This is a genomic window from Streptomyces akebiae (assembly GCF_019599145.1).
Taxonomy (GTDB): Bacteria; Actinomycetota; Actinomycetes; order Streptomycetales; family Streptomycetaceae; genus Streptomyces; species Streptomyces akebiae.
Genome location: NZ_CP080647.1, coordinates 1,910,352 through 1,929,183, shown reverse-complemented (window position 1 = coordinate 1,929,183; position 18,832 = coordinate 1,910,352). Strand labels below are relative to the sequence as shown.

27 protein-coding genes are annotated in these 18,832 nt (G+C 71.5%); all 27 read right to left on the bottom strand.

Annotated elements, in window-relative coordinates:
• Positions 1–4 precede the first annotated feature (4 nt).
• The 27 genes from K1J60_RS08560 to K1J60_RS45695 all read right to left on the bottom strand — a co-directional run bounded on the left by K1J60_RS08560 (position 5) and on the right by K1J60_RS45695 (position 18,542).
• Positions 5–871, bottom strand: coding sequence for a DUF317 domain-containing protein (locus tag K1J60_RS08560; RefSeq protein WP_220645657.1), 867 nt, complete (start codon positions 869–871; stop codon positions 5–7).
• Complete coding sequence (locus K1J60_RS08555) at positions 862–1,242, bottom strand: hypothetical protein (RefSeq protein ID WP_220645656.1); 381 nt, start codon at positions 1,240–1,242, stop codon at positions 862–864. Before K1J60_RS08555 ends, K1J60_RS08560 begins: the two co-directional genes overlap by 10 nt.
• A 58-nt stretch (positions 1,243–1,300) precedes the next feature.
• A complete protein-coding gene (locus K1J60_RS08550; RefSeq protein WP_220645655.1) occupies positions 1,301–2,116 on the bottom strand; it encodes a DUF317 domain-containing protein in 816 nt (271 codons plus the stop codon).
• On the bottom strand, positions 2,113–2,502 hold the full coding sequence (locus K1J60_RS08545; protein ID WP_220645654.1) for a hypothetical protein: 390 nt from the start codon (positions 2,500–2,502) through the stop codon (positions 2,113–2,115). Before K1J60_RS08545 ends, K1J60_RS08550 begins: the two co-directional genes overlap by 4 nt.
• 271 nt (positions 2,503–2,773) lie before the next feature.
• Complete coding sequence (locus tag K1J60_RS08540) at positions 2,774–3,550, bottom strand: DUF317 domain-containing protein (RefSeq protein ID WP_220645653.1); 777 nt, start codon at positions 3,548–3,550, stop codon at positions 2,774–2,776.
• Positions 3,551–3,594: 44 nt separating this feature from the next.
• Positions 3,595–3,996 carry a hypothetical protein gene (locus tag K1J60_RS08535; protein ID WP_220645652.1) on the bottom strand — a complete coding sequence of 134 codons (402 nt, stop codon included), beginning with the start codon at positions 3,994–3,996 and terminating at the stop codon, positions 3,595–3,597.
• Positions 3,997–4,029: 33 nt separating this feature from the next.
• On the bottom strand, positions 4,030–4,689 hold the full coding sequence (locus tag K1J60_RS08530) for a hypothetical protein (RefSeq protein ID WP_220645651.1): 660 nt from the start codon (positions 4,687–4,689) through the stop codon (positions 4,030–4,032).
• Complete coding sequence (locus K1J60_RS08525; protein WP_220645650.1) at positions 4,686–5,435, bottom strand: hypothetical protein; 750 nt, start codon at positions 5,433–5,435, stop codon at positions 4,686–4,688. The genes K1J60_RS08530 and K1J60_RS08525 overlap by 4 nt, the downstream gene beginning before the upstream one ends.
• 27 nt (positions 5,436–5,462) lie before the next feature.
• Entirely contained in the window at positions 5,463–6,167 is a 705-nt protein-coding gene (locus K1J60_RS08520) for a hypothetical protein (protein ID WP_220645649.1), read from the bottom strand.
• A gap of 15 nt (positions 6,168–6,182) precedes the next feature.
• A complete protein-coding gene (locus K1J60_RS08515) occupies positions 6,183–7,073 on the bottom strand; it encodes a hypothetical protein (RefSeq protein WP_220645648.1) in 891 nt (296 codons plus the stop codon).
• A complete protein-coding gene (locus K1J60_RS08510; RefSeq protein WP_220645647.1) occupies positions 7,070–7,852 on the bottom strand; it encodes a hypothetical protein in 783 nt (260 codons plus the stop codon). The genes K1J60_RS08515 and K1J60_RS08510 overlap by 4 nt, the downstream gene beginning before the upstream one ends.
• A complete protein-coding gene (locus K1J60_RS08505) occupies positions 7,849–8,286 on the bottom strand; it encodes a hypothetical protein (protein WP_259407628.1) in 438 nt (145 codons plus the stop codon). The genes K1J60_RS08510 and K1J60_RS08505 overlap by 4 nt, the downstream gene beginning before the upstream one ends.
• Positions 8,287–8,392: 106 nt before the next feature.
• A complete protein-coding gene (locus tag K1J60_RS08500) occupies positions 8,393–8,890 on the bottom strand; it encodes a hypothetical protein (protein ID WP_220645646.1) in 498 nt (165 codons plus the stop codon).
• 47 nt (positions 8,891–8,937) lie between these two features.
• A complete protein-coding gene (locus K1J60_RS08495; protein WP_220645645.1) occupies positions 8,938–9,252 on the bottom strand; it encodes a hypothetical protein in 315 nt (104 codons plus the stop codon).
• Between the two features lie 298 nt (positions 9,253–9,550).
• Positions 9,551–10,273, bottom strand: a complete 723-nt coding sequence (locus K1J60_RS08490) for an MFS transporter (protein WP_398684235.1) — start codon at positions 10,271–10,273, stop codon at positions 9,551–9,553.
• 521 nt (positions 10,274–10,794) lie between these two features.
• Positions 10,795–11,151 carry a hypothetical protein gene (locus K1J60_RS08485; RefSeq protein WP_259407627.1) on the bottom strand — a complete coding sequence of 119 codons (357 nt, stop codon included), beginning with the start codon at positions 11,149–11,151 and terminating at the stop codon, positions 10,795–10,797.
• Entirely contained in the window at positions 11,148–11,486 is a 339-nt protein-coding gene (locus tag K1J60_RS08480; protein ID WP_220645643.1) for a hypothetical protein, read from the bottom strand. Before K1J60_RS08480 ends, K1J60_RS08485 begins: the two co-directional genes overlap by 4 nt.
• A 110-nt stretch (positions 11,487–11,596) precedes the next feature.
• Complete coding sequence (locus K1J60_RS08475; protein ID WP_220645642.1) at positions 11,597–12,772, bottom strand: hypothetical protein; 1,176 nt, start codon at positions 12,770–12,772, stop codon at positions 11,597–11,599.
• Between the two features lie 21 nt (positions 12,773–12,793).
• Entirely contained in the window at positions 12,794–13,321 is a 528-nt protein-coding gene (locus K1J60_RS08470; RefSeq protein ID WP_220645641.1) for a hypothetical protein, read from the bottom strand.
• On the bottom strand, positions 13,321–13,950 hold the full coding sequence (locus tag K1J60_RS08465) for a glycosyltransferase family 2 protein (protein WP_220651362.1): 630 nt from the start codon (positions 13,948–13,950) through the stop codon (positions 13,321–13,323). The genes K1J60_RS08470 and K1J60_RS08465 overlap by 1 nt, the downstream gene beginning before the upstream one ends.
• Positions 13,951–14,004: 54 nt before the next feature.
• Positions 14,005–14,634, bottom strand: coding sequence for a hypothetical protein (locus K1J60_RS08460; protein WP_259407626.1), 630 nt, complete (start codon positions 14,632–14,634; stop codon positions 14,005–14,007).
• A 5-nt stretch (positions 14,635–14,639) separates the two neighbouring features.
• The gene (locus tag K1J60_RS08455; RefSeq protein WP_220645640.1) at positions 14,640–15,185 is read right to left on the bottom strand and encodes a hypothetical protein; all 546 of its coding nucleotides are present in this window, start codon (positions 15,183–15,185) and stop codon (positions 14,640–14,642) included.
• Complete coding sequence (locus tag K1J60_RS08450; protein WP_220645639.1) at positions 15,182–15,877, bottom strand: hypothetical protein; 696 nt, start codon at positions 15,875–15,877, stop codon at positions 15,182–15,184. The genes K1J60_RS08455 and K1J60_RS08450 overlap by 4 nt, the downstream gene beginning before the upstream one ends.
• Positions 15,878–15,917: 40 nt before the next feature.
• A complete protein-coding gene (locus K1J60_RS08445) occupies positions 15,918–16,928 on the bottom strand; it encodes a hypothetical protein (RefSeq protein ID WP_259407625.1) in 1,011 nt (336 codons plus the stop codon).
• A 73-nt stretch (positions 16,929–17,001) separates the two neighbouring features.
• Positions 17,002–17,541 carry a hypothetical protein gene (locus tag K1J60_RS08440; protein WP_259407624.1) on the bottom strand — a complete coding sequence of 180 codons (540 nt, stop codon included), beginning with the start codon at positions 17,539–17,541 and terminating at the stop codon, positions 17,002–17,004.
• Between the two features lie 23 nt (positions 17,542–17,564).
• Positions 17,565–18,350 (bottom strand): hypothetical protein, encoded by a 786-nt coding sequence (locus K1J60_RS08435; protein WP_220645638.1) that lies wholly within the window; start codon positions 18,348–18,350, stop codon positions 17,565–17,567.
• 42 nt (positions 18,351–18,392) lie between these two features.
• On the bottom strand, positions 18,393–18,542 hold the full coding sequence (locus tag K1J60_RS45695) for a hypothetical protein (protein ID WP_259407623.1): 150 nt from the start codon (positions 18,540–18,542) through the stop codon (positions 18,393–18,395).
• Positions 18,543–18,832 lie beyond the last annotated feature (290 nt).

Below are 18,832 nucleotides of genomic sequence, written 5' to 3'. Positions count from 1 at the left end.
TCAGTCATCGGGTGCGAGCCGCCGAGGAGTTGGAGGCGCCGACGTGAGCCGAGGAGGGGGTGGTGTCCAGCCGCTGACGGCGTCGCGCGGCGCGGACCTGGGCCTGGATGTGCTTGAGGCGCTGCTGGTGAGCGTCGGCGACATCCGTGCCGGTCCGGCTGGTTCGCTCGTGCTGGACGTCGTGGTGCCAGTTGTGCCGCCCCCAGCCGCGCAGCAGCGGTTCGGCGCTGGTCAAGGCGGCGATGAAGCCGGCGATGGCTTGCGCGGGGGCGTGTCCGTCGAGCCAGCCGCTCCAGACCGGGCGACCGTCGAAAGCGGACTCGGCGGCGTCGGCGGGGTACTCCCGGGTGCGGATCCGCCAGGAGAACGAGGAGGAGATCTCGTCGTCGTAGGGGCGGCTGTATTCAACGACCGCCCGTCGGTCGAGCGAGCGGGCCTCGAAGCCGGTTCCGTTCTCGCTCTGGGTGACGCTCCAGCCCGCTGTGCGGAAGAGGTCCCACGGATCGGGCGGGTCCGCAGGGGCAGGGGTGAGGAGCGTGTCGGTGAGTCCGGCCAGGATCTCGGCCGGGACCTGCTGGGTGAACGAGGCATACCAACTACGGGAGTTGGGCGGCTCGACCGTGAGGCGCCACCAGCTGCCGGACGGGTTGAACTGGGGTGCGGCTTGCAGCCGGGCCTGCAGGTCGGGGCTGGTGACCTCAGTCTCGGGGGAAGCCGGGTCGGAGGTGATGGTCCAGCCGGCGGCGAGCAGGGCGTGGGTGACGTGGCGGGCGTCACCGGGACCCGCGAGGTGCCGGGGACTGGTGGAATGCAGGATCGTCGACTCGTGGTCGCGTCGGAGGCCGGCCAACTGTCGCTCGGTCACCGGCATGTACCGCTCCCCCCGCCGTCGCCGTGCACGGTACGGATCGGCGCCGGTTCCAGCAGGCTCAGTGTCTTGCTGAGCGGGTTGCGCAGCTGATCGACGGCCGTGGCGGCGTCGAGATACTCGCGCACCAGGTCGGTCACGGTCGCGTCCCACGGGACGTCGGCGTGCTGGGCCAGGAGCCGGGAGACCTCACGCAGGACCTGGGCGACGGTGTCGATGAGGGCGGGGGCGGCGTGGACGAGCGGGGCGAGCAGAGCGGCGGCTTCGGTGTTCTCCGGGCCGGTGCGCAGATGGGCGGTGAGCCGGGCCAGGCTGTGGACAGCCCTGTGGATATCTTCGGCGGTGAGGGCGTCGTCAAAGGTCAGGTCGGTCATAACTTCCTCGTGCGTGGGGGTGGGAAACGGGCGCCTGGCGAGGGCTGCCCGAGGCGGGTCAGCGGCGTCGGCCACCGGCGGTGGCGTACGGGCCCGCAGTGCGGGACGGCTTGCGGGCGCTGGTGGTGGCGAAGCGGGCCCAGGTAGCGGCGCGGGCGGCGGTGATACGGGCCTGCTGCCAGGCGGAGAGCTGGGAGGGCAGCACCGAGACGGACGTGGTGCGGACCCGGCTCGTGGGCGGGACATGTCCGCGCGGTCGCATCACCGGTTGCGGGTCGGCCAGCGCCGTGGCGAATGCCTCGATGAGATGCAGCGGGGTGGTGGGGGTGAACACCGCGTCCCAGGTCTGCCCGTGTTCCGTGCGGGCCCCGGCCCACCACAGGTCCTGGTCGCGCTCGCCGGGACGGTACTGCAGCCAGGTGTCGCGGCCGGGATGGACGGCGGTGAACGACTGGTCCTCGCCGCGCTCACTGGTCCAGCCCTGTTGCTCCAGCGGAGCCCAGGCGTTGGGTGCGTGTGCGGAGCGGGGGCGGGTGAGGGCGTCGGTGACGCCGGCCACGATCTCCACCGGGGTCTGCCGGCCGAAGGTGGCATGCCACGCCGGCTGAGCACCGGCGGCCTTGCCGGAGATGGTCCAGCCGCCAGGCTGGGTGTGCGGGTCGTAGCCGATACGGATCGTGCGGTCGGGGCTGTCGAAGACGAACGGGCCGCCTTGGTGGGAGGAGTCCTTCCAGCCGGAGGCGCGCAGGAACTCGGTGACGTGGCCGAGGTTGCCGCCGCCGGCGAGATGACGGGGTTCGATGAGGTAGTGCTGCTCGGCCTGTTCGCCTCCGGCGCGTGGTGTGCGCCAGCCGGTCCACTGTTTCCTGCTCACCGGCGTCTCCTCACGACCATGGCGGTCGGCACCGGTTTCGGCGCTGTCGTGGGAGCTGGTGCCACGGCGCTGGCGAGGGCGTCGAGGGCTTCGGTGTGTTCGTCGAGGTCGAGGCCGATGTCGTGGAGTTCGTTGGCGGCGCGGCCGACAGCGAGCCAGACCTCGGGCGGGAGGATGCCTTGCTCGGAGGTGCGTTTGGCGAACTGGGAGCCGGTGGCCATCAGTTGGGTGAAGTGGCCGAGGATGCCGACGTCGCGGTCGAGGACGGTGGCGAGGATGTGGGCGGCCTCGCGCGGTGGGGCGAGCGCGAGCTGCCTGGTGAGCTGGCCGAGCTGTTCGGCGATCGCGCGGGCGTGGGGGACGGAGTGGAGGGGCGGGTCGGTCACGGGCCTCCTGGAGGCAGACGCTGGGGGTCAGGTGTGGTGGCCGAGGCGCCGGGATTCATCCAGCGCGGCCTCGGGCCGCCCTCCGGCAAGCTGATGGGCCTGGGCGGGGGCGCGCACCATGCAGGCGCGCAGGTAGCGGCGGAAGAGGAAGACGGCCAGACGAGGCCGGCGCTCGGCGGTGATCGGCGGTGGAGTGGGGCGAGGGGAGGTGCGGGGTACGGAAATCTCCTGAACGGGGTGGTGCGGTGCACGTCGACGAGAGGGGTGAGGCTCACCGCGTGCGGGTGGCCGGCGTGCGTCCGATGGGGTTCGGCGGCGGTGTGGCGGTGCCTGGTCCGGTGACGCGGCGGCTGCGGACGTCGGCGATCCGGGCCTTGAGCAGCGCCTGCTCGTCTTCATACGTGTGTGGTGTCGGGGTGAGACGGGTGTAGGGCCCGCAGCCGTACAGCGGTGTTCCGATGGCCATCCGCGGCAGCGGATCGTCGCTGGCGAGGCTGCGGGTGAACGCGGTGACGATGCCGGGCGGGGTGCGGGTGCTGAAGGTGGCTGTCCACCACCGGTACCCGTTGACGGTGCAGGCGGCGCGCCAGGGTCTCGGTGCGCTGGGGTGAGCGGGTTCCTCGGTGAAGTGGACCAGGCCGTCCGGTGACACGGCCGAGGCCCCGGGACCGGTGGCCTGCTCGGTCCAGCCCGCTGCACGCAACGGGTCGAGGACCGCCCGGTCGCCGGTGGGCGGCGGCTGGAGCAGGGCGTTGACCATGGCGGTGATGTACTCGACGGGTAGGTGCGCGCCGAGGAGCACTGCCCAGTCCTGCCCGTCAGGGGTGGTGGCGTGCAGGGTCCAGGTCCAGTCCGCGCGTCGGTTGAGGATGACGTGGAGGCGTCCGTCGGGGCTGGCCAGGGCGGTGTGCTGGTCAATTGTGGACACGTTGCGCCAGCCGTGGCCGCGCAGCAGCAGCTCGGTCAGGTGTTCCCAGTCGCCGCCACCGGCGAGGTAGCCGGGCGCGGCCAGGACATACGGGACGGCCTGCGGCGGACGTTGGGGCACCGGGGGCGTGGACTCCTGTGGGACGGGCCGAGGGACGGGGTGATTCAGCCACGCGTACGGCGGGGCCGGGCGGTCGCCGCGGGCGAGGCGGTGGCCGGTGCCGCTCGCTGGGTGCGGAGCTCGTCCGCGGCGCTGAGGTAGGCGGCTTGGTCGAAGAGGTAGTCGGGGATGTGGACGACGTATCCGGCCGCGAGCAGTGGGGGGACGGCGCGGGTGGCCAGTCGCCTCTTCTCGTCCTCGCTGAGGTGGCTCGGGGCCTCGTGCCAGGCGTAGGTCTGGCCCGCGGTGCCTGCGGGCGAGACGGTCTTGCGTTCGAAGCCGAGCCGGTCGAGCAGGGCGAGGAGTTGTTCGGGGGCGCCGGTGGGGGTGTCGGCGTGGACGGTGTCGGTCAGGGGCTTGCGGTAGATCTCGACGTCGGTGCCTTCGTCGTCGGCACGGTTACCCATCGGGTGGATGCTCCTATGGCGGAAGAGGGGCGGTCAGCGGCTCCGGCCGGGCGCCGCGGGGACGGGCTTGGCCGTGGTGCCGGGGGATGGAGCAGATGCCGGGATACGGGCGGCCTGGTTGCGGATGTCTTGGAGCCGCTGGGTGTGGCGGGACAGGCCGTTGACCGTGTCGATCAGCTGCTCAGCGGGGGCCGCTGAGTGTCCGGCGTCGTGGAGGCGGTCGTCCCAACGCGTCCAGAGAGACATCAGGATGTCGCGCAGGCGGGGCAGCACACCGTCGTCGGGAGCGACGATCTCGGTGAGGATGGAGGCCCGTTCGTGGCCGCCGCTGGCGTTGCGGGCGCGTTCGGCGAGGTGGTCCAGGTAGCGGTGGGCGGCCTGCCGGTCCTCGTCCCGCCTGCTCAGGGTGTTGAGGGCGGGGTCGAGATGGACGCTGTATCCGGCCTGCAGCAGGGCCAGGGCCGCGGCGGTGGCGCCGGTGCGCTGCTCGTCGACAGCCATGGTGTGGGGCTGGCGGTGGTAGGGGCCGCGAGGGCCCGGGGCGTCGATGAATCCTCCGGCCGTCTGGACAATGCCGGCCGCGCGTTCGTCGCCGCCGATGGCGACGACGAGCTGCGTGCGCGGATCGCGGGTGATGGTGATGTAGCTGAGGACGAAGAACTCCGGCGCGCCACCAGGGGCCCGGCCTGTCACCGGGTTCGGTGCGGGGCCGGAGTCGGCGGGGTGGGCCGCTGGGCAGGTGTGATGTCCAGCGCGGCCCGGCCTGTCGGGCGGGACAGGAGGACGCCGACACCCAGCTCGGACAGACGGTGGCCGGCTGCGCGGACGGACGCGGCCACCCGGGCTGAGTCGCCGTCGGACAGTACAAACTCGTTCCGGCTTGTGTCGAAGGTGAAGCCGTACTCGGTCAGGGCCCGGGCGATGTCGTCGCGATCGGGCTTGGCGACGACGAGGTCCTCGCCGGACCAGGTCATCACGACGCGCTGCTCGTCGGCCAGGTCCGCAGCAAGGCGGGAGGCGTTGTCCCGTACCTGGGCGAGGGCCTGGTCGTAGCGGGGCAGCAGGCGCAGCCGGACGTGCTTGGCGGCGTGGAAGGGGTCCGCGTCGACGGCGATGCCGTCGGGCTCGCGAACGTCGCGGAACGCCTCGATGGGCAGGTCCTTGGGCGCCATGGCGGCGATGAGGAAGCCGTCGTCGTGGCTCTTGCGGTCCATGACGAACAGCCGCGTGCCGTCCACGTGCCGGGTCAGGACCGCGCAGTGGTCGAGGCTGTACTCGGCCATGGCATCGGCGACCTGGTCCATGTCCCAGACATCGACGGCCAGTTCGTCGTGGTCGTTGTCTTCGCGGTCAGGGTGGTACTGGCTGTTCCACTGGCCGGGCAGTTCGCCGGCGAGGACGGCGGCGAAGGAGGCGAGAGAGTCATCGGGGGCGTGCAAAGGTCTCCTCGGGAAGGGACAGGCGGGTCATCTCCGGCGGCTGGTGGGGACCGGCGCGGTGGGGAGGGGACCGGGGCTGGTGGGGATGCGGGGTGGCGGGCAGGCGCAGACGGCGGAGGCTTCCGTCTCGCCGGGGCCGGTCTCGGCCGTGCACGGCCGCCGGCCGGGGTGGGGCGTGTGCCGGCCGACGAGGTCGGTGCGGGTGCGCGCGAGGTCGGACCGGACGATCCGCAACCGTTCCTCGGCGAGGTAGCGCAAACGCCGGGCGGTGTACTGGTCGGAAGGCTGGCCGAGTCCTTCGAAGAAGTCGGCTGCCGCGACGAGTACGTCGCCGAGGGCGGGCAGGATGCCGTCGTGGGTGGCGGTCAACTCGGTGAGGACATCGGCGGCCTCGTCGGTCGTGGTCGCCTCGCGGAGACGATCGGCGAGGTTCGCGACCTGGGCGCCGAGGGGCCGGTAGTACGGTTCCCGGTTGTCGGTGTCGAACGCCTCGTCGCAGTCGACGTGGTAGCTCACCGCACGCAGCCGGGCTACCGCGCGGGTGGCGATCCGCTGCTCCTCGGCCTCGTCGAGGCCGGTGGGCAGGCGGTGGTAGCGCTCGTGGAGCCGGGCGACGAGGACGAACCCGGTGCGCTCCAGGATGCTGTGGGCTTTGGGATCTCCTCCGCGGGCAAGGACTTCGCCGGAATGAACATCGCGCCGGAGAGTCAACAGACGGTCGGCCAGGGCCAAAGGGACAGAAACTTTCTAGGGAGTTGAACGAGTACGAGCAGATGCGGTCGGAGGCCGCGGGACAGGCAGCGCGGGTGGCGGAGCTGTCCGGTCAGACGTGGCAGCCGCCAGGTCTGCGACAACGGCGTCGAGGTCCTGCTGGATGCCGTACAGGCGGCGGGCGATCCATCCCAGCTGGTGTTCCATGGCGGGACCGTAGGCGTGGGGAAGGGCGCCGAGACGGTGCGCCGCGAACTCGACGAGGCCGCGCCCGGTGACCAGCAGCCCGGTGGCCTCATCGGCGAGCTGGTGCAGCAGCTCGGCAAGCTGCCCCGTCGTCTCGGCAGCCGAGTGCACGGCGGCCGGGAGAGCGGCGGCGTGCGGCGAGGACCGGGCAGGCAAGGGCCCAAGGAGGCTGAGGGCCGTCTCCAGCCGCCGGCACTCCGCCGCCAGCCGGAGGAGCAGGCCGGGCTGGGAAGTCCACGTGCCGTTGGGAAGGATGAGGTTGGCGATCAGATCGAGGCGCCGGGGCTGAGCCTGGACTGCGATCCAGCGGCAGCTCCGCGTGTCGCCGGGCGTGGCGATGCCGACGGCGCGAGCGAGCCGGTGCGCGATCTCGGACCACTCCGGGCCGGTGAGCTGGCGGTCGCCGAGGGCGAGACGCACGTCGGCGTGCCAGATGGCGAATCGGTCCTTCCGGGGACTCGTGGCGCGGGGATACTCCCACGACGGCGTGTCCAGGTGGTCCGCCCAATCCTGCGATGTCCAGAGCTGCTGCTCGTCGTCAGGGGCGACAGGGGCCAGGCCCGGCCAGTGGGCGACCACCGTGTGCCCGGTCAGTCCCTCCTGATCGGACACGGGACGTCCGAGGGCCTCGGTCAGCGCTTCCGTGGCGTACGGGCTGCGGGTGTGTACGCGAGGGATCATTCCGGGCCTGCTTCCGCGTGGCGGCCGACGAGGCGCTGGACGTCGCGGGCCGAGGCGATCAGGGAGCGTTCGCGGACGAGGTCGGCGTGAACGGATACGTCGCCAGGCGGCAGCAGGTCCAGTGCACGGTCAATCGACTCCAGAGCGGCCTGATACTCGCCGAGCCCGCGCAGGGCGCCGGCCTCACGGAACAGGGCGATCGGGTCGGTGCGCGAGGCGAACGGCGGCTGGCCGAGGATCTGCAGCATGCTCTCCTCACGCCCGGGCAGATCGTGGCCGATCCACAGTCCGTGCAGCAGCACATGCAACGTCTTGACGTGGTCGCCGGCGTCGTCGAGAACCTGCTGCATGAGGGGGAGGCCCTCGGGCCGGGACTGCCCCAGCAGGGCGAAGGCGTACAGGGCGCGGCTGTAGCAGTCCAGGCCCTCTCGTTCCTGAAGCGAGAGCTGCTCGACGAGCAGAGCGAGGGTGGGGCAGCGGAAGTCGTAGCGCAGGGCGCTCAGGTACAGATGCCGATACGCCGTAGTCGTGATCGGGTCAGGCCCGGGCGCGAGGGCGTCATCGGGGTGCAGGAGGCCCAGCACGCTGTGGCCGGAGGCCCGTGCGGTCCACGCGGCGTCGGCGCACAGCTGCGCGGATTCCTGCCAGGTCGCGTCGAGTTCGCTGAGACGGGCGGCCAGCTGCGCGGGCCAGTGGGGTGCCGGGATGGCCGAGGCGGCTTCGGCACCGGCACGCAGCAGGGTCAGGGCCCTTCCGGGGCGGCGGTTGGGGAGAGTCACCGGCCACCTCGGGCGTCGGCGAGGTGGACGAGCTGGTTGAGGTGGGTGAGGGAGTACCAGCCGCAGTCGAAGGACCCGCTCCCGACGGGCACCTTGGGCAGGACATAGTCCTCCAGGGCGCGCCGGTAAATCAGGCAGTCGGGGCAGTGGCGGGAGAGATGGATCATGTAGCGGGGGTGGGCGGTGATGAAGGTGCGCTCGCCGCCCCTGGGGTTGCGCAGCCGCCAGCCGTCCTCGTCCGTCGGCAGGTGCCAGGAAGGAGCGACGATCGTCATGACGTCGCCCGACAGCCTGCCGTCGGCGACGCCGGTGGGGATCACAACGGTGTCGCCAGGGGCGAAGTGGGCGTGGGTGATGTCCCGTTGGGCGGTCAGCGGCTCCAGGGACGGTCTCCAAGCGGCTGGTATGTGCGAGGGGCCGGGAGCGTCGGGCACAGCAGGGGTCCTTCCACGAGCGGCACGGGGTGGCGGTGGAAGGTCAATGCTCCGGAGGATCCCCGGTTTCGATAACCGGGGATCGTCGGGTATAACCGCTGGTCGGCTACCGGTACGGGTTCTCGGTGCCGCGGTCGTTCTCGGTTGCGGCGTCGAGGAGTTCGGGCAGATCGGTGCCCTCGGCATCGCGCTGGTCGATCCACCATCCGGCCCGGGTGACGGTGCGGACCTTCTCCTCCAGGACGGTCCAGTCGGTCTCGTCCCAGGTGCCCTCGGTGACCAGGGCGGCGTATGCGCGGGTGACCAACTGATGGCGGGAGCGCTCGCCCCAGCCTTGGGCGCGTTCGGTGCCCTCCAGCGGCGGCATCTCGAACTGCTCGGCCCACACGGTAGCGGCCTGCTGTTCTTCGATTCGCTTGGCGGCCAGCCACTCCTCCTTTCCGGCGCTGTCGCCGTCGCGGGCGGCCTTCCAGCATTCGGTGCAGTCGCGTTCGGTGAGCCAGCGGGCGAATCCGGCGCGCCGGTCGGCGGGACGGTCAGACAGGTCATGCGTGATCTCGTGTCCACAGGCGTGGACAACGCTCCAGATCTTCTGGACGGCCATGGGCGGGGATTCTCCTTTGTGTGGGGGCGGCGCGGGCGCCGGCGGGGTCAGGGGGTGCGGGAGGCTGGTGCGTGTTGTTGGGCGAACTGCTCGGCGGCGCGTTCGAGGAGGTCCGCCTGGCGCCGCGGGGTCCTGCGGGCAGCGGTGGCCAGGACGCCGTCGATACGGGTGTCGAGGGTGCTGACGGCGTCCAGACCTGCGGCGCGGGCTACGGGCAGGCGCAGTTCGGCGTCGACCCAGGGCCAGTGCTCGGTCTTGGGCACCGGGGTGGTCTCGTCGCCGCCCAGGGACGAAGCCAGGCCGCGCAGGTAGTGGCCGCCGTCGCTGAGGATCTCGGCCAACGGGATGTCGTCCTCGACCATGAAGACGCCGTGTTGCAAGACCGTGAGGACGGCGCAGCGCAGCAGGGCTGGCTCGTCGCGGTCGGGTGAGGTGCAGACCGCACAGTCCTCGATGCGGTTTCCCAGACGGACGAAGACGGGTGGGCCAAGGCGGAAGGGCCTTTCAGAGGTGAGGGATGGGAAGCGGGGCGGCGGCGACATCCACGGGGAGGTGGGCGTGTCGGACTCGGACCAGCGGCAATAGCCCCATTCGGGGGCCCGCGGGTCGTGCCGCTGTTGCTGGGGTGGAAAACAGACGGGTGGGACGACGGCGGTGGGTTCAGTGGCCACCACGGGCGGTGATGCGGTGGCGGGCTGCGGCGAGGACCGTCAGGGCGAGGGCGGCTCCGGCCGCGGGCAGGGCCGCGGCTGTGAGGCGGTGGGTGGCGAGGGCCCCGGCCAGGGCGGTGCCGGCGGCCTGGCCGACGCCGACCGAGGCGATCAGCCAGGCGTACGCTTCGGTTCTCCGCTGAGTTGGCACGAGGGCGTCCGCGGTCGTGAAGCCGCAGGCGATCACCACAGTGAGGAACACGCCCGGCACGGTGACCACGACGGTGGCCATGTGAGGGCCGGGAAGGGCGAGCAGCGGCAACCACCCGGCGCAGAATCCGGCCGCGCCCGACAGCAGCTGGACGATGGGCGAGCCCGGCCAGGCTCGGCGGGCGTAGAGGAGTCCGCCGAGGAAGCTGCCGGTGGCGAAGGCGGCTGGGATCAGTCCGGACAGCAGTTCCACCTCGTGCAGTTCGGCCATGGCCACCGCCCAGACGTTCATCGCGCCGAGGGCGATCCCGAAGCCGGCATGAGCCAGGAAGACCAGCGACAGGGGCGTGCTGTGCAGCCCGGCCGCGGCGGAGCCAGCGGTGTGCTGCGGGCGCCAGGTGCGGGACGGGGGCGCGGTGAGCACCACGGTCGTGCCCACAAGGCCGAGCACGACGGTCGCGAGGATCGCGGCGCGGGGACCGTAGGCGGTGGCGAGCGCGGCGACCAGGAGCGGGCCGGCGATGTAGAGCAGGCCCTGGGAGCCGGTGTCGAGCGCGAGGGCGACCCGGCGCCGGCCAGGGTCGGGCAGGACGGTGGGCCACAGGGCCCGCAGTCCTCCCCTCCAGGGGAGGGGAGGACAGGCCCGCGGGCACGACCGCGGCTAGCGCGAGGGTCGGATCGTCTCCGACCAGCAGGAGCAGCAGACAGCCGGAGTTGATGACTGCGCCGGGTGCGGACACCGGCATCTGGCCATGGCGGTCCATCAGGCGGCCTTTGACCGGCTGGGAGAGTGCGCCAGCCAGCCCGTACAGGGCGCTCAGCAGTCCGGCTGAGGCAAGGGAGGCACCTTGGGAGGTGATCAGGAGCACGATGGCCACGGGCGCCATGCCGTTGGGCATGCGTCCGATGAGAGTGCCGCCGAGCAGCCGGGCGACATGCCGGCTGCCCAGCACAGCGCGATAGGAAGTCGAGGCGGCGGCCGGGGCCTGGCCCGCCGCATGATCAGTCGTGGTCAATTGAGGAGACGTGTTTCCATTCAAGGGATCAGCGGCGAGGGCGCCGGGTACTACCGGGCGGTGCGGGCTGGGCGGTCATCGCGGCCTTCGTACGGCGGGTCGTCGGCGGCGCGGATCCGTCGGGCGGGCCGGGTCGCAGGTCCGTGTCGAGGTCGACGTGGTAGCGGGCGGCGGTGAGCATGTCGGCCGCCCAGCTGGCGTGTTCGTTCTCCCAGGCGCGGCCGAGGTCGAAGGGCAGCCGGACCCACTGCCCGCGCAGCGTCGGAAAAGTCATGAATCCGGCGCGGGCCAGGATGCGTGCGGCGAACTCGTCGTACAGTCCTTCGACTTCGACCTCGCCGCCTTCGCCGCGGGTGATGCGGATCGGCTCGCTGGTCAGGTTCACCGGCTCCGTCCTTGACCGGCAGCCGGGGCTTTACCGGCGGCGGCCGGCGGCGCCGACGGTGCGGCGTTGGCCAGGGCTGTGATCCGGGAGGGGCGTACGGCGGCGGCCCGTGCGATGCGGGAGCGCCGTTCGGCCAGGTCGTTGCTGGCCGTCGGCCGGGGTGGAGCTGATGCGTGGGCGGGATCGAGTGCGCTGTCGTCCCGCACGCGGTAGCCGAGGTTGCGCAGGTCGTGGACGGCTTGGCGGGTGCGGCGCAGCCCGTCGCGGTTGGGCTCGGTGAGCCGGTACAGGCCCGGCGAGAAGGGGACGGGCTCGAACTGCTCGCGGACGAGCAACCATTCGGCCAGGTGGGGCGTGAAGCTCGGAGCGGCGGTGGCGACGAAGCCGTGTTCGGGATGGTGGCGGAAGCGGAAGTGGTCGGACAGAGAGGGATCCTTTCTGCTGGTCAGTGGCGAGGGGCTGGTGGATGTGAGGGGCGTGGTACGGCGGGCTGGGCGCAGGGAACGCTCCCGCCGACGGGCGGCCGGGCGGGGCCGCTGGGCTCGGCCGAGCGGGCGATGCGCACGAACGCGTCGCGTTGGGCGAGCCAGGTCTCGATGGCTGGCACGGCCTCAAGCCCGAGCCGGGTGCGTACCTCGGTCGGCGGCAGGAGGCGGGCGGAAGGCTGGACGGAGGCGGGGTTCTGGCTGTGCCGCCAGACATCAAGTGCCGCCTGGCTGGACGCGAGAGCCTCGCTCAGCTGGACCACGATGTCGGCGTCGGTAGAACGGCCGGTGGCCGCGGCACCGCACTGTTGCAGCAGGCCAGGCGCGTGAGTCAGGACGGGACGGAAGGTGCGCCAGGCGCGCTCGGCGAAGGTCCTGTTCGCCTCCCTCAGTCCGTGGCCGTCGAGGAGGGTGTCGTCGCTGGAGCGGCCGGATACCCAGATCGCCGTCACCTCGTCGTACTCGGCGCGCAGTTCGTCAAGTGCCGTGATCACGGCGTCCAGACGCCGTGCGTGCAGGGCCCGGTGGTAGGCAGGCAGGAACGCATCCGTGATGGCCTCGACCGCCAGGTCCGGCTGGGAGGGGAGCACGATGCTGGTCGGTGCGTAGGGGTTGTCGTAGCTGTCGTTGAACTCCTGGGGGGAGGCGAGCGCCCCGACCAGATAGCCGAGTTGGGGATCCTCGCCCCGTTCCGCGAGCAGCAGTTCGACGCCGGTGTCACTGGTGAGCGTCGCCGCGTATGGCACCCGCTGGTCCTCCACGGCCCGAACGAGTTCACCGCGGTCCCACAGCCAGGGCAGCAGATCGTCCTGCCAGACGGGATGGGCGTAGATCTCGACCTGCGCGGTCCACGTCCCGGGCAGCCGCGCGGCGATTCGGTCGGCGATGTCGCCGAGGAACGGACGGGGGCTGACGTCCACGGTGGCGTGGTGGCGGTGGGCGAGGGGCAGCAGCTTCGCGGCGGCAGCGCGGACGTCGGGGCCGGGCGTGCTGTAGCTTCCGTCGTCTCGTTTGGTGAATCCGGCCTGTTCCAGGGCGGTGTGGGTCCACCGGTACTGCTCGCCGTGGGCGATGGCGACCAGGCCGGCGGCACGGCTGTAGGCAAGCCGGATCTCGGCAGGAGGGTTCGGGGGCATCTCGGGGGTCCTTCGACAGGCTCAGTGGCGGTTCGGCTGCCGTGGCTGCGGGGCAGCAGCAGGCTGGGTCTGTAGCCCGGTCGTTCGTGGCGTGGATGACCCAGCCGGTGTGGATGCCGTGCGCAGGGCAGCTGCGGTGTGGCGCAGGCGGGCGCGGGCCGCTACGTATTTCTCGGCCGTCATGATCCGCAGGACCTCGGAGTCGTTGCGCAGAGGCGAGTGGGCGAGGTCCTCCACGGCCTCGCGCTGGAAGCCGGTCGTGGCATAGGTCAGGGCCTCGGCGAGTGTGTCCAGAGCTCGCGCGATACCGGCGGCGGCCCTGGCGAGCCGGACCAGGGCGACACGTTCGGGCGGATAGACCGTCTCCGGCGCGGTGAACCGTTCCTGCGCGCGTTCGATGGCGTGCTGCAGGTGGTGGCCCAGCGTGCCGATGTCGTCGGTAAGCGTGACCAGGTCGACAGCGTCCGGGCTGGTGGGGAATTGGGCTGCCAGCTCGTCCAGACGCTGAGCCAGGTAATCGAGCGTGGCCGGGGTGACGGAGGAGGACATCAGACCACCCCGGCTGCATCGCTCGTTTCCCGGCCGGAGAGAGTGGCTCGCAGGCTCGGCGCGAGACAGGTGACGCCGATCGCCGCCATGTAGTCCTCGCCCTGGACGAGTCCGCCCATCGGGGCTGCGCGTACGAGATCGGTACGCGCCAGGATCGTGGTCGGCCCGATCGGGATGGTGTCCTCGGGCCTCGTCCAGTAGGTCCACACGTCTCCGGCCTCGTGCCGGCCGGGCGGTGTCGGGCACCGCCACAGAGAGGCCGAACCGTCGGGGTGCAGGTCCTCGCTGTATCCCGCACACCAGCCCAGGCCGGTCATCTCCAGGGTGCGCAACCGTACGGCCATGGCATCGTCGGTGAACTCGTCATCGTCGTCCGCCCAGTTGACGAACTCGGTGCGCACGCAGCCCAGGGCGAGGTTACGGGCGCAGGCCGCGCCAACCTGCCGGGGCAGCGCGAGGATGCACACGCGCGAGTCACCGGCGAGGGGCGTCGGCAGGCGTGTGCGGTCGGCGCCGTCGAGCGCGATCACAGCCTCCCAGGGCACGCTCTGCCGGGTGAGGCTCTCGTACATGGCCGTCAGGTGGTCGAGCCTGTCGGGGCGTAGCTGGGTGGCGATGACGACTGTGATCTTGGCGGTGGGGGAGTGCAGGAGGTTCTCCGCGGCAGAGGGGACGAGAAGGGGTCAGCGGCGGGGCGCGGTACGAGGTGTGGCGGTCGGCGCTGGAGCTGTGGCTGGTGTGCTGGGGCCGGTCGCCCGAGGTGGCAGGGTGGCCGGGATCGGGTGGCCCGGGCGCCAGCGGTAGGTGCCGTTGCTGAACCGGGCCCGGGGGTCGGTGGCCCAGGCCACGAGGGGGCCGCGGTCTTCCGCGTGGAGGGAGATGACCTCAATGCCGTGCTGTGGGTGCAGGACGTACCCCCAGTCCAGGCCCCCGTGGGACTTCTCGGTGATGGTCCACGGCTCGGGCTCGGCTGCGCCGACGGTGATGACATGGACGTTGTCGTGCTTCCTGCTGGGGTGTTCGTCGCTGCCGACGAGTTCGGCGCGCAGGGGTTCGGGGGCGCCGTCGAGGAGGTCGGTGCCCAGCTGGGACCAGCCCTCGGGTGCCTCGTCGATCAGGTGTCGGCACAGGGCGTCGAGGTCACCGTCGAAACGGTACTGGTGGGCGCCGAGCAGCAGCGGGAGGTGGTGGCTGGGGTAGCCGTCCCAGTGGACGTAGACGCCGGCATATCCGGTGTCGGTGGGGCGGGCGATGAAGGAACGGGTGGCCAGGGAGTTCTCCAAGAACGTGCGGATGATGGGTGGTTGACGCATGCGCTTCAGGGGCGGCGGCGTGCGGGATGGGCGCCACCGGCGTCGGCTGCCCGGCGGTGCTGCTCGCTGACAGTCGGCATCAGGGAAGACGCCGAACCGGGTTGAGCCTCAGCGAGCGTGTTGGTGACGGCTTCGAGAGCACGCTGGAGGCTGCGCAGCGCGGCGGCATGGCCGAGAGTGATGCTCAGCTGGCTCTCAACCGGGGTGGCGGTGCCGGGGCGAGGAGTGAGCCGGTGGGTGTCGGCGAGACCGATCACCGTTGTGCTCAGGTGGGTGGCCGCGCGGTTGCTGTGCGCGAGGGCGGTGGCTAGCTGGGTCAGGTACTTACGTCCCGCGTCGGTCTCTGCGAGGGAGCTGTCGGTGGACTGCCGCAGATCGGCGACGAGGCCGGAGGACAGGTTGTACACGGCGACCAGCTGGTCCAGTACGGGTACGAGTGCAGCCTGTGCGCTGCCGGTCTGCGGCGGGAGCAGGCCGACGGCGGTCTCGTTGATGCGGCGCCGCCAGGTGGTCAGGCGGGCGTGGACGAAGGCGTCGTGGCTCTGGCTCATCGGCGGTTTCCCTTGCGCGGGTTGCCCCGTGGAAGGGGCGGGTGGGAGCGCGGGCCCTCGATGGAGTGCACGGTGATGTGGAAGTCGCGGTGCCGCAGGCGCTGGAGGCTCTTGATCAGCTGACGCCGGGTCTGCTCAGGGGTGAGGGTGTCCGGCAGGTGGCATTCGCCGGTGGCGGGGTCGAGCAGAAAGCCGCCGTGCGCGAGCAGTTCGATGAAGACGGTGATGTAGCCGGTGCGGATCCGTGGACGCCGCTGGGCGTCGAGGGTGACGTGGACCTGGAGGTGGCCGGGGCTGCTGCGCCGGATCGGGGTGGGGGACGCGAAGCGGTAGTCGGCCAGCAGGCGGCGGTGCATCCTGGCTGCGGCCCGCATGGGATCGGAGGGGACGGCGATGCCGCGCGGAGCTTTGAGACCCTGAACGTGCTGGTGGCTGGTGTTGGCGGGCAGCATCGGCAGGACGAGGTACTGGTCCGGCCGGTGGGGGCGGGGCATGACGTACAACTGCAGGCCCCAGTGGTGCGTCAGGACGCTGCGCTGGACGTCGTCTGTTTGGAACGCGGCGTAGGGCAAGGGGCCGCTGTCCCAGATCCGGTTGCTGGCAGGGTCGTCGGCGATGGGTACCGCGGTGGGGGAGGGCTGCCAGCCGGGCAGACGGTCGGCGAGCGCGTGGGTGAACTCGGTTATGTGCAAGGGCGGTTCTTCGTGCGGTGGGGTGTCGAGGGGGCCGTGGTCACGAGGAGGTGGTCATACCGTGGGCATCGGTGCGGCGGCAGGTGTAGCCGATCAGCGTCGACTTGCCCGGCGTGGTGGGGACGGTGGCGACATCGGAGCAGGTGAACGTGTACGTGAAGGACGGGCTGTTGGCCGTGCCGAGCCATGCGCGGTCCTTCTTCTCCGGCAGGATCTCGAGCCCGGAGTAGGCGACGGCGTCGCGCTGGGTGTGCGTGTGCGCGAAGACGACGAGGGCGTGGCCGTCGGCGGTCTTGAGGGCGTAGCTGTCGGTGAACTCCGGGGTGGCGGCGGAGAACGCAGTGGTGCCGCGGCTGCCGAACTTGTGGACGGTCGAGTCGTGGGCCTTGATCTGCCGGGCGGACGCCTTCGAGGAGGTGAACACCTTCTTGCCGGTGGTGTCGCCGCCGCTGGTGAAGTTGTCCGTGACAGCCGCGCGCAGGACGTCGAGCGGGGCGGCGACGTTCCTCGTTGAGGTGGCGTCGAGGGCGGTGGCGTAGCCGTCGGCGTCGAGAGCGATCTTCGGAGCCTGCTTCTTGTCGTCGAGGTCGACGGCCGCGACCATCTCCCACCGCTTCGTCCTGGTCTGCTCGGCCATGATCAGGACGCGGGCGTACTTGTCTTTCTTGCCGTTGTAGGTGACGGCGGCGAACCACTTCTTCTGGCCGGCGGTGAAGCGCGGGATGTAGAGGTTCGTGGAGGCGAGGTTGTACGACCACGGCTTGTACTTCTCGCGGTCGGCCTGGGGCAGGCCCTCGTTCTCCTTGTAGTCCGCGACCGACATCGCGTACAGCGGGCCGTCCTCGATGGTGCCGAGGAGCGTGCGGTTGTTGGCGTCGTTGGCCGCATTGTTGATCTTGGAGTAGCGGGCGATCTGGGCGAGGGCCTCCTGCTTCGTCAGCGCCGGGACGGCGGTCGGCGTGGGGGAGGCAGCGCGGGTGGCCTTGGCTGCGGCGTCAGGACTGCTGGTGTGGGAGGTGGTGCAGGCGGACGCGGTCAGCGTGACCGCCACGAGCGTGGTGAGCAGGAGGGCGGCGCGGCGGGCGGAGTTGTGCGGGGAAATGATGGTGCTCCGGGGGAGGGGATCAGCGGGAACGGGATGGGGTAGTGGTGGCCGACGGCGCGGAGGGCACGGTGGTAGCGGCCGGTGCCGTGCGAGTGTCGGCTGCGGCACGCAGGTGCTTCGCGGCGCGGGCGAGGTGGATGCGGCTGTCGCCGAGGCGGTCTACGAGCCCTTGGTGCGCGGCGGTGACCGCCTGATCGCGGGCGGGGCCGGGGGCCTGGCGGGTGAGGTCGGCGAGCTGGCCGAGGTGGTGGATGGCGGCGCCGAGGGCGGCGAGCGCGAGCCCGGTGGGTTCGGCGGCGCTCGCGAGCGCGAGGGTCGTGCGGCGCACCGTGGCCGTGGTCCGGGCCGGGTAGCGGGCGGCGGCCCGGTGACGGAAGGCGCTCTCCCCGGCCAGGAATCCCAGCAGGCGGGCCAGATGGCGGACTTCATCGTCCAGGATCTCGCTCAGCGCGGGATCCGGGCGGATCTGGTCGGGGAGCGGAAGCTGATCGGCCACGGTGTTGAGCCGGTCGGCCACGTCGTGCAGCAGCATCCGCTGGTCGGGATCGGACAGCGGCAACTCCTTGATGCAGGAACCGGGTTCTACCGCCGGGTGGCGGACGTCGGGGCTGCGGACACCGTCGTCAGCGCCTTGCTCGCGGCAGCTGATGCCGGAGGGGAAGAGAGGGGAGCGGCGCGGCGGAAGTTGACCCCGATGCCCTGGAGAGTGAGCCGCAGAGCGACGAGCTGGACCAGCAAGGCGCGCTCTTTGGAACTGTAGGAGGCCGGCAGCACGAAGGCGGACTCGTGCGGGCTGTACTGGAAGTTGCAGCCGAACAGCGTCATGCGTGCCTCCTCGGGCACCGAGTCGTACGGGGCGCCCACCACGCCGTCCGGGTACCAGACCAGCGTGAGGGCCTGGGCGACCTCGGGGGCGGGCTGGCGGTGTGGCGGCTCGGGCTGGACGAGGGCGTTGTGACGGACAGCGTCCAGGGCCACCTGGTAGCGGGGCAGCAAGCGTCGGATGACTGCGGCGGCGGCTCGGACCGGATCGTTGGGGACAGCGATGCCGTCCGGCTCACGCACCGGGGAGATCTGGTGGGTTTTGAAGCCCTCGGGCTCCAGCGGGGCCACCACGAACTGGTGGCGGTACAGGGGCCGGTCGGTGACGTAGAGCTGCTGTCCGTGGGGGCCGTGGAGGACGGCGTCATGGCCGAGGACGTACTGGCTGACGATGTAGTCGACGTGGCCGGCGTCCCAGAGCCCGTCGACGGTGGGGAACTGGTTCTCGTAAGCGGGATGGCGGTGATACTCGCTCGTCCAGGCGCCAGGCAGGCGTTCGGCGAGGGCGGCGGCGAAGGCGGACAGATCGGTGCGAGACGGGGGCATGGATTCCTGAGGTGCTGCGGCGGGTGGTTGATCCGTCGGCGCTCAGCGCCGCGGGCCTCCGGAGCCGGGCTGCGGTCCGGGCGGGGCCGGGGGCGTGCCGGGAGCGGTGCGGGTCTGCTTCATGAGCGCGTCGAGGTCCGGCGGCGGGTCGTAGTGCGCGCGGAGGGTCTTCAGTTCCGCTTCGGTTGCCATGGCCAGCGCTGAAGCGATGCTGCTGGCGGCGCCGCGCAGCAGCCAGGGCGGTGACTCGGGTTCGGCTCCGCGATTTCGGCCCTTCCACTGGGCAGTGGCGGCCAGGTGCTCGATGACCTCGTTGAGGAACGGCGCGACTGCGTCCAGCAGGGCGTTGAGGACGGTGCTGAACTCGGCCGGAGTCTCGGCCGCGTCCAGAGCCTCGCGGTAGGGACTCAGGTCCGGGGCGGGGAAGGGCTCGGGCGGCAGAGTGTGCTGAGCGCGGAAGGCTTCGGCATCGCGCTCCGCCC

Coding starts and splice junctions, on each gene's coding strand:
- K1J60_RS08535 (WP_220645652.1), bottom strand. CDS start 3,996: ATGGGTAACCGTGCCGACGACGAAGGCACCGACGTCGAGATCTACCGC.
- K1J60_RS08560 (WP_220645657.1), bottom strand. CDS start 871: ATGCCGGTGACCGAGCGACAGTTGGCCGGCCTCCGACGCGACCACGAG.
- K1J60_RS08470 (WP_220645641.1), bottom strand. CDS start 13,321: ATGTCCTCCTCCGTCACCCCGGCCACGCTCGATTACCTGGCTCAGCGT.
- K1J60_RS45695 (WP_259407623.1), bottom strand. CDS start 18,542: ATGGCAACCGAAGCGGAACTGAAGACCCTCCGCGCGCACTACGACCCG.
- K1J60_RS08435 (WP_220645638.1), bottom strand. CDS start 18,350: ATGCCCCCGTCTCGCACCGATCTGTCCGCCTTCGCCGCCGCCCTCGCC.
- K1J60_RS08515 (WP_220645648.1), bottom strand. CDS start 7,073: ATGATCCCTCGCGTACACACCCGCAGCCCGTACGCCACGGAAGCGCTG.
- K1J60_RS08555 (WP_220645656.1), bottom strand. CDS start 1,242: ATGACCGACCTGACCTTTGACGACGCCCTCACCGCCGAAGATATCCAC.
- K1J60_RS08475 (WP_220645642.1), bottom strand. CDS start 12,772: ATGCCCCCGAACCCTCCTGCCGAGATCCGGCTTGCCTACAGCCGTGCC.
- K1J60_RS08495 (WP_220645645.1), bottom strand. CDS start 9,252: ATGGTCGAGGACGACATCCCGTTGGCCGAGATCCTCAGCGACGGCGGC.
- K1J60_RS08460 (WP_259407626.1), bottom strand. CDS start 14,634: ATGCGTCAACCACCCATCATCCGCACGTTCTTGGAGAACTCCCTGGCC.
- K1J60_RS08500 (WP_220645646.1), bottom strand. CDS start 8,890: ATGGCCGTCCAGAAGATCTGGAGCGTTGTCCACGCCTGTGGACACGAG.
- K1J60_RS08455 (WP_220645640.1), bottom strand. CDS start 15,185: ATGAGCCAGAGCCACGACGCCTTCGTCCACGCCCGCCTGACCACCTGG.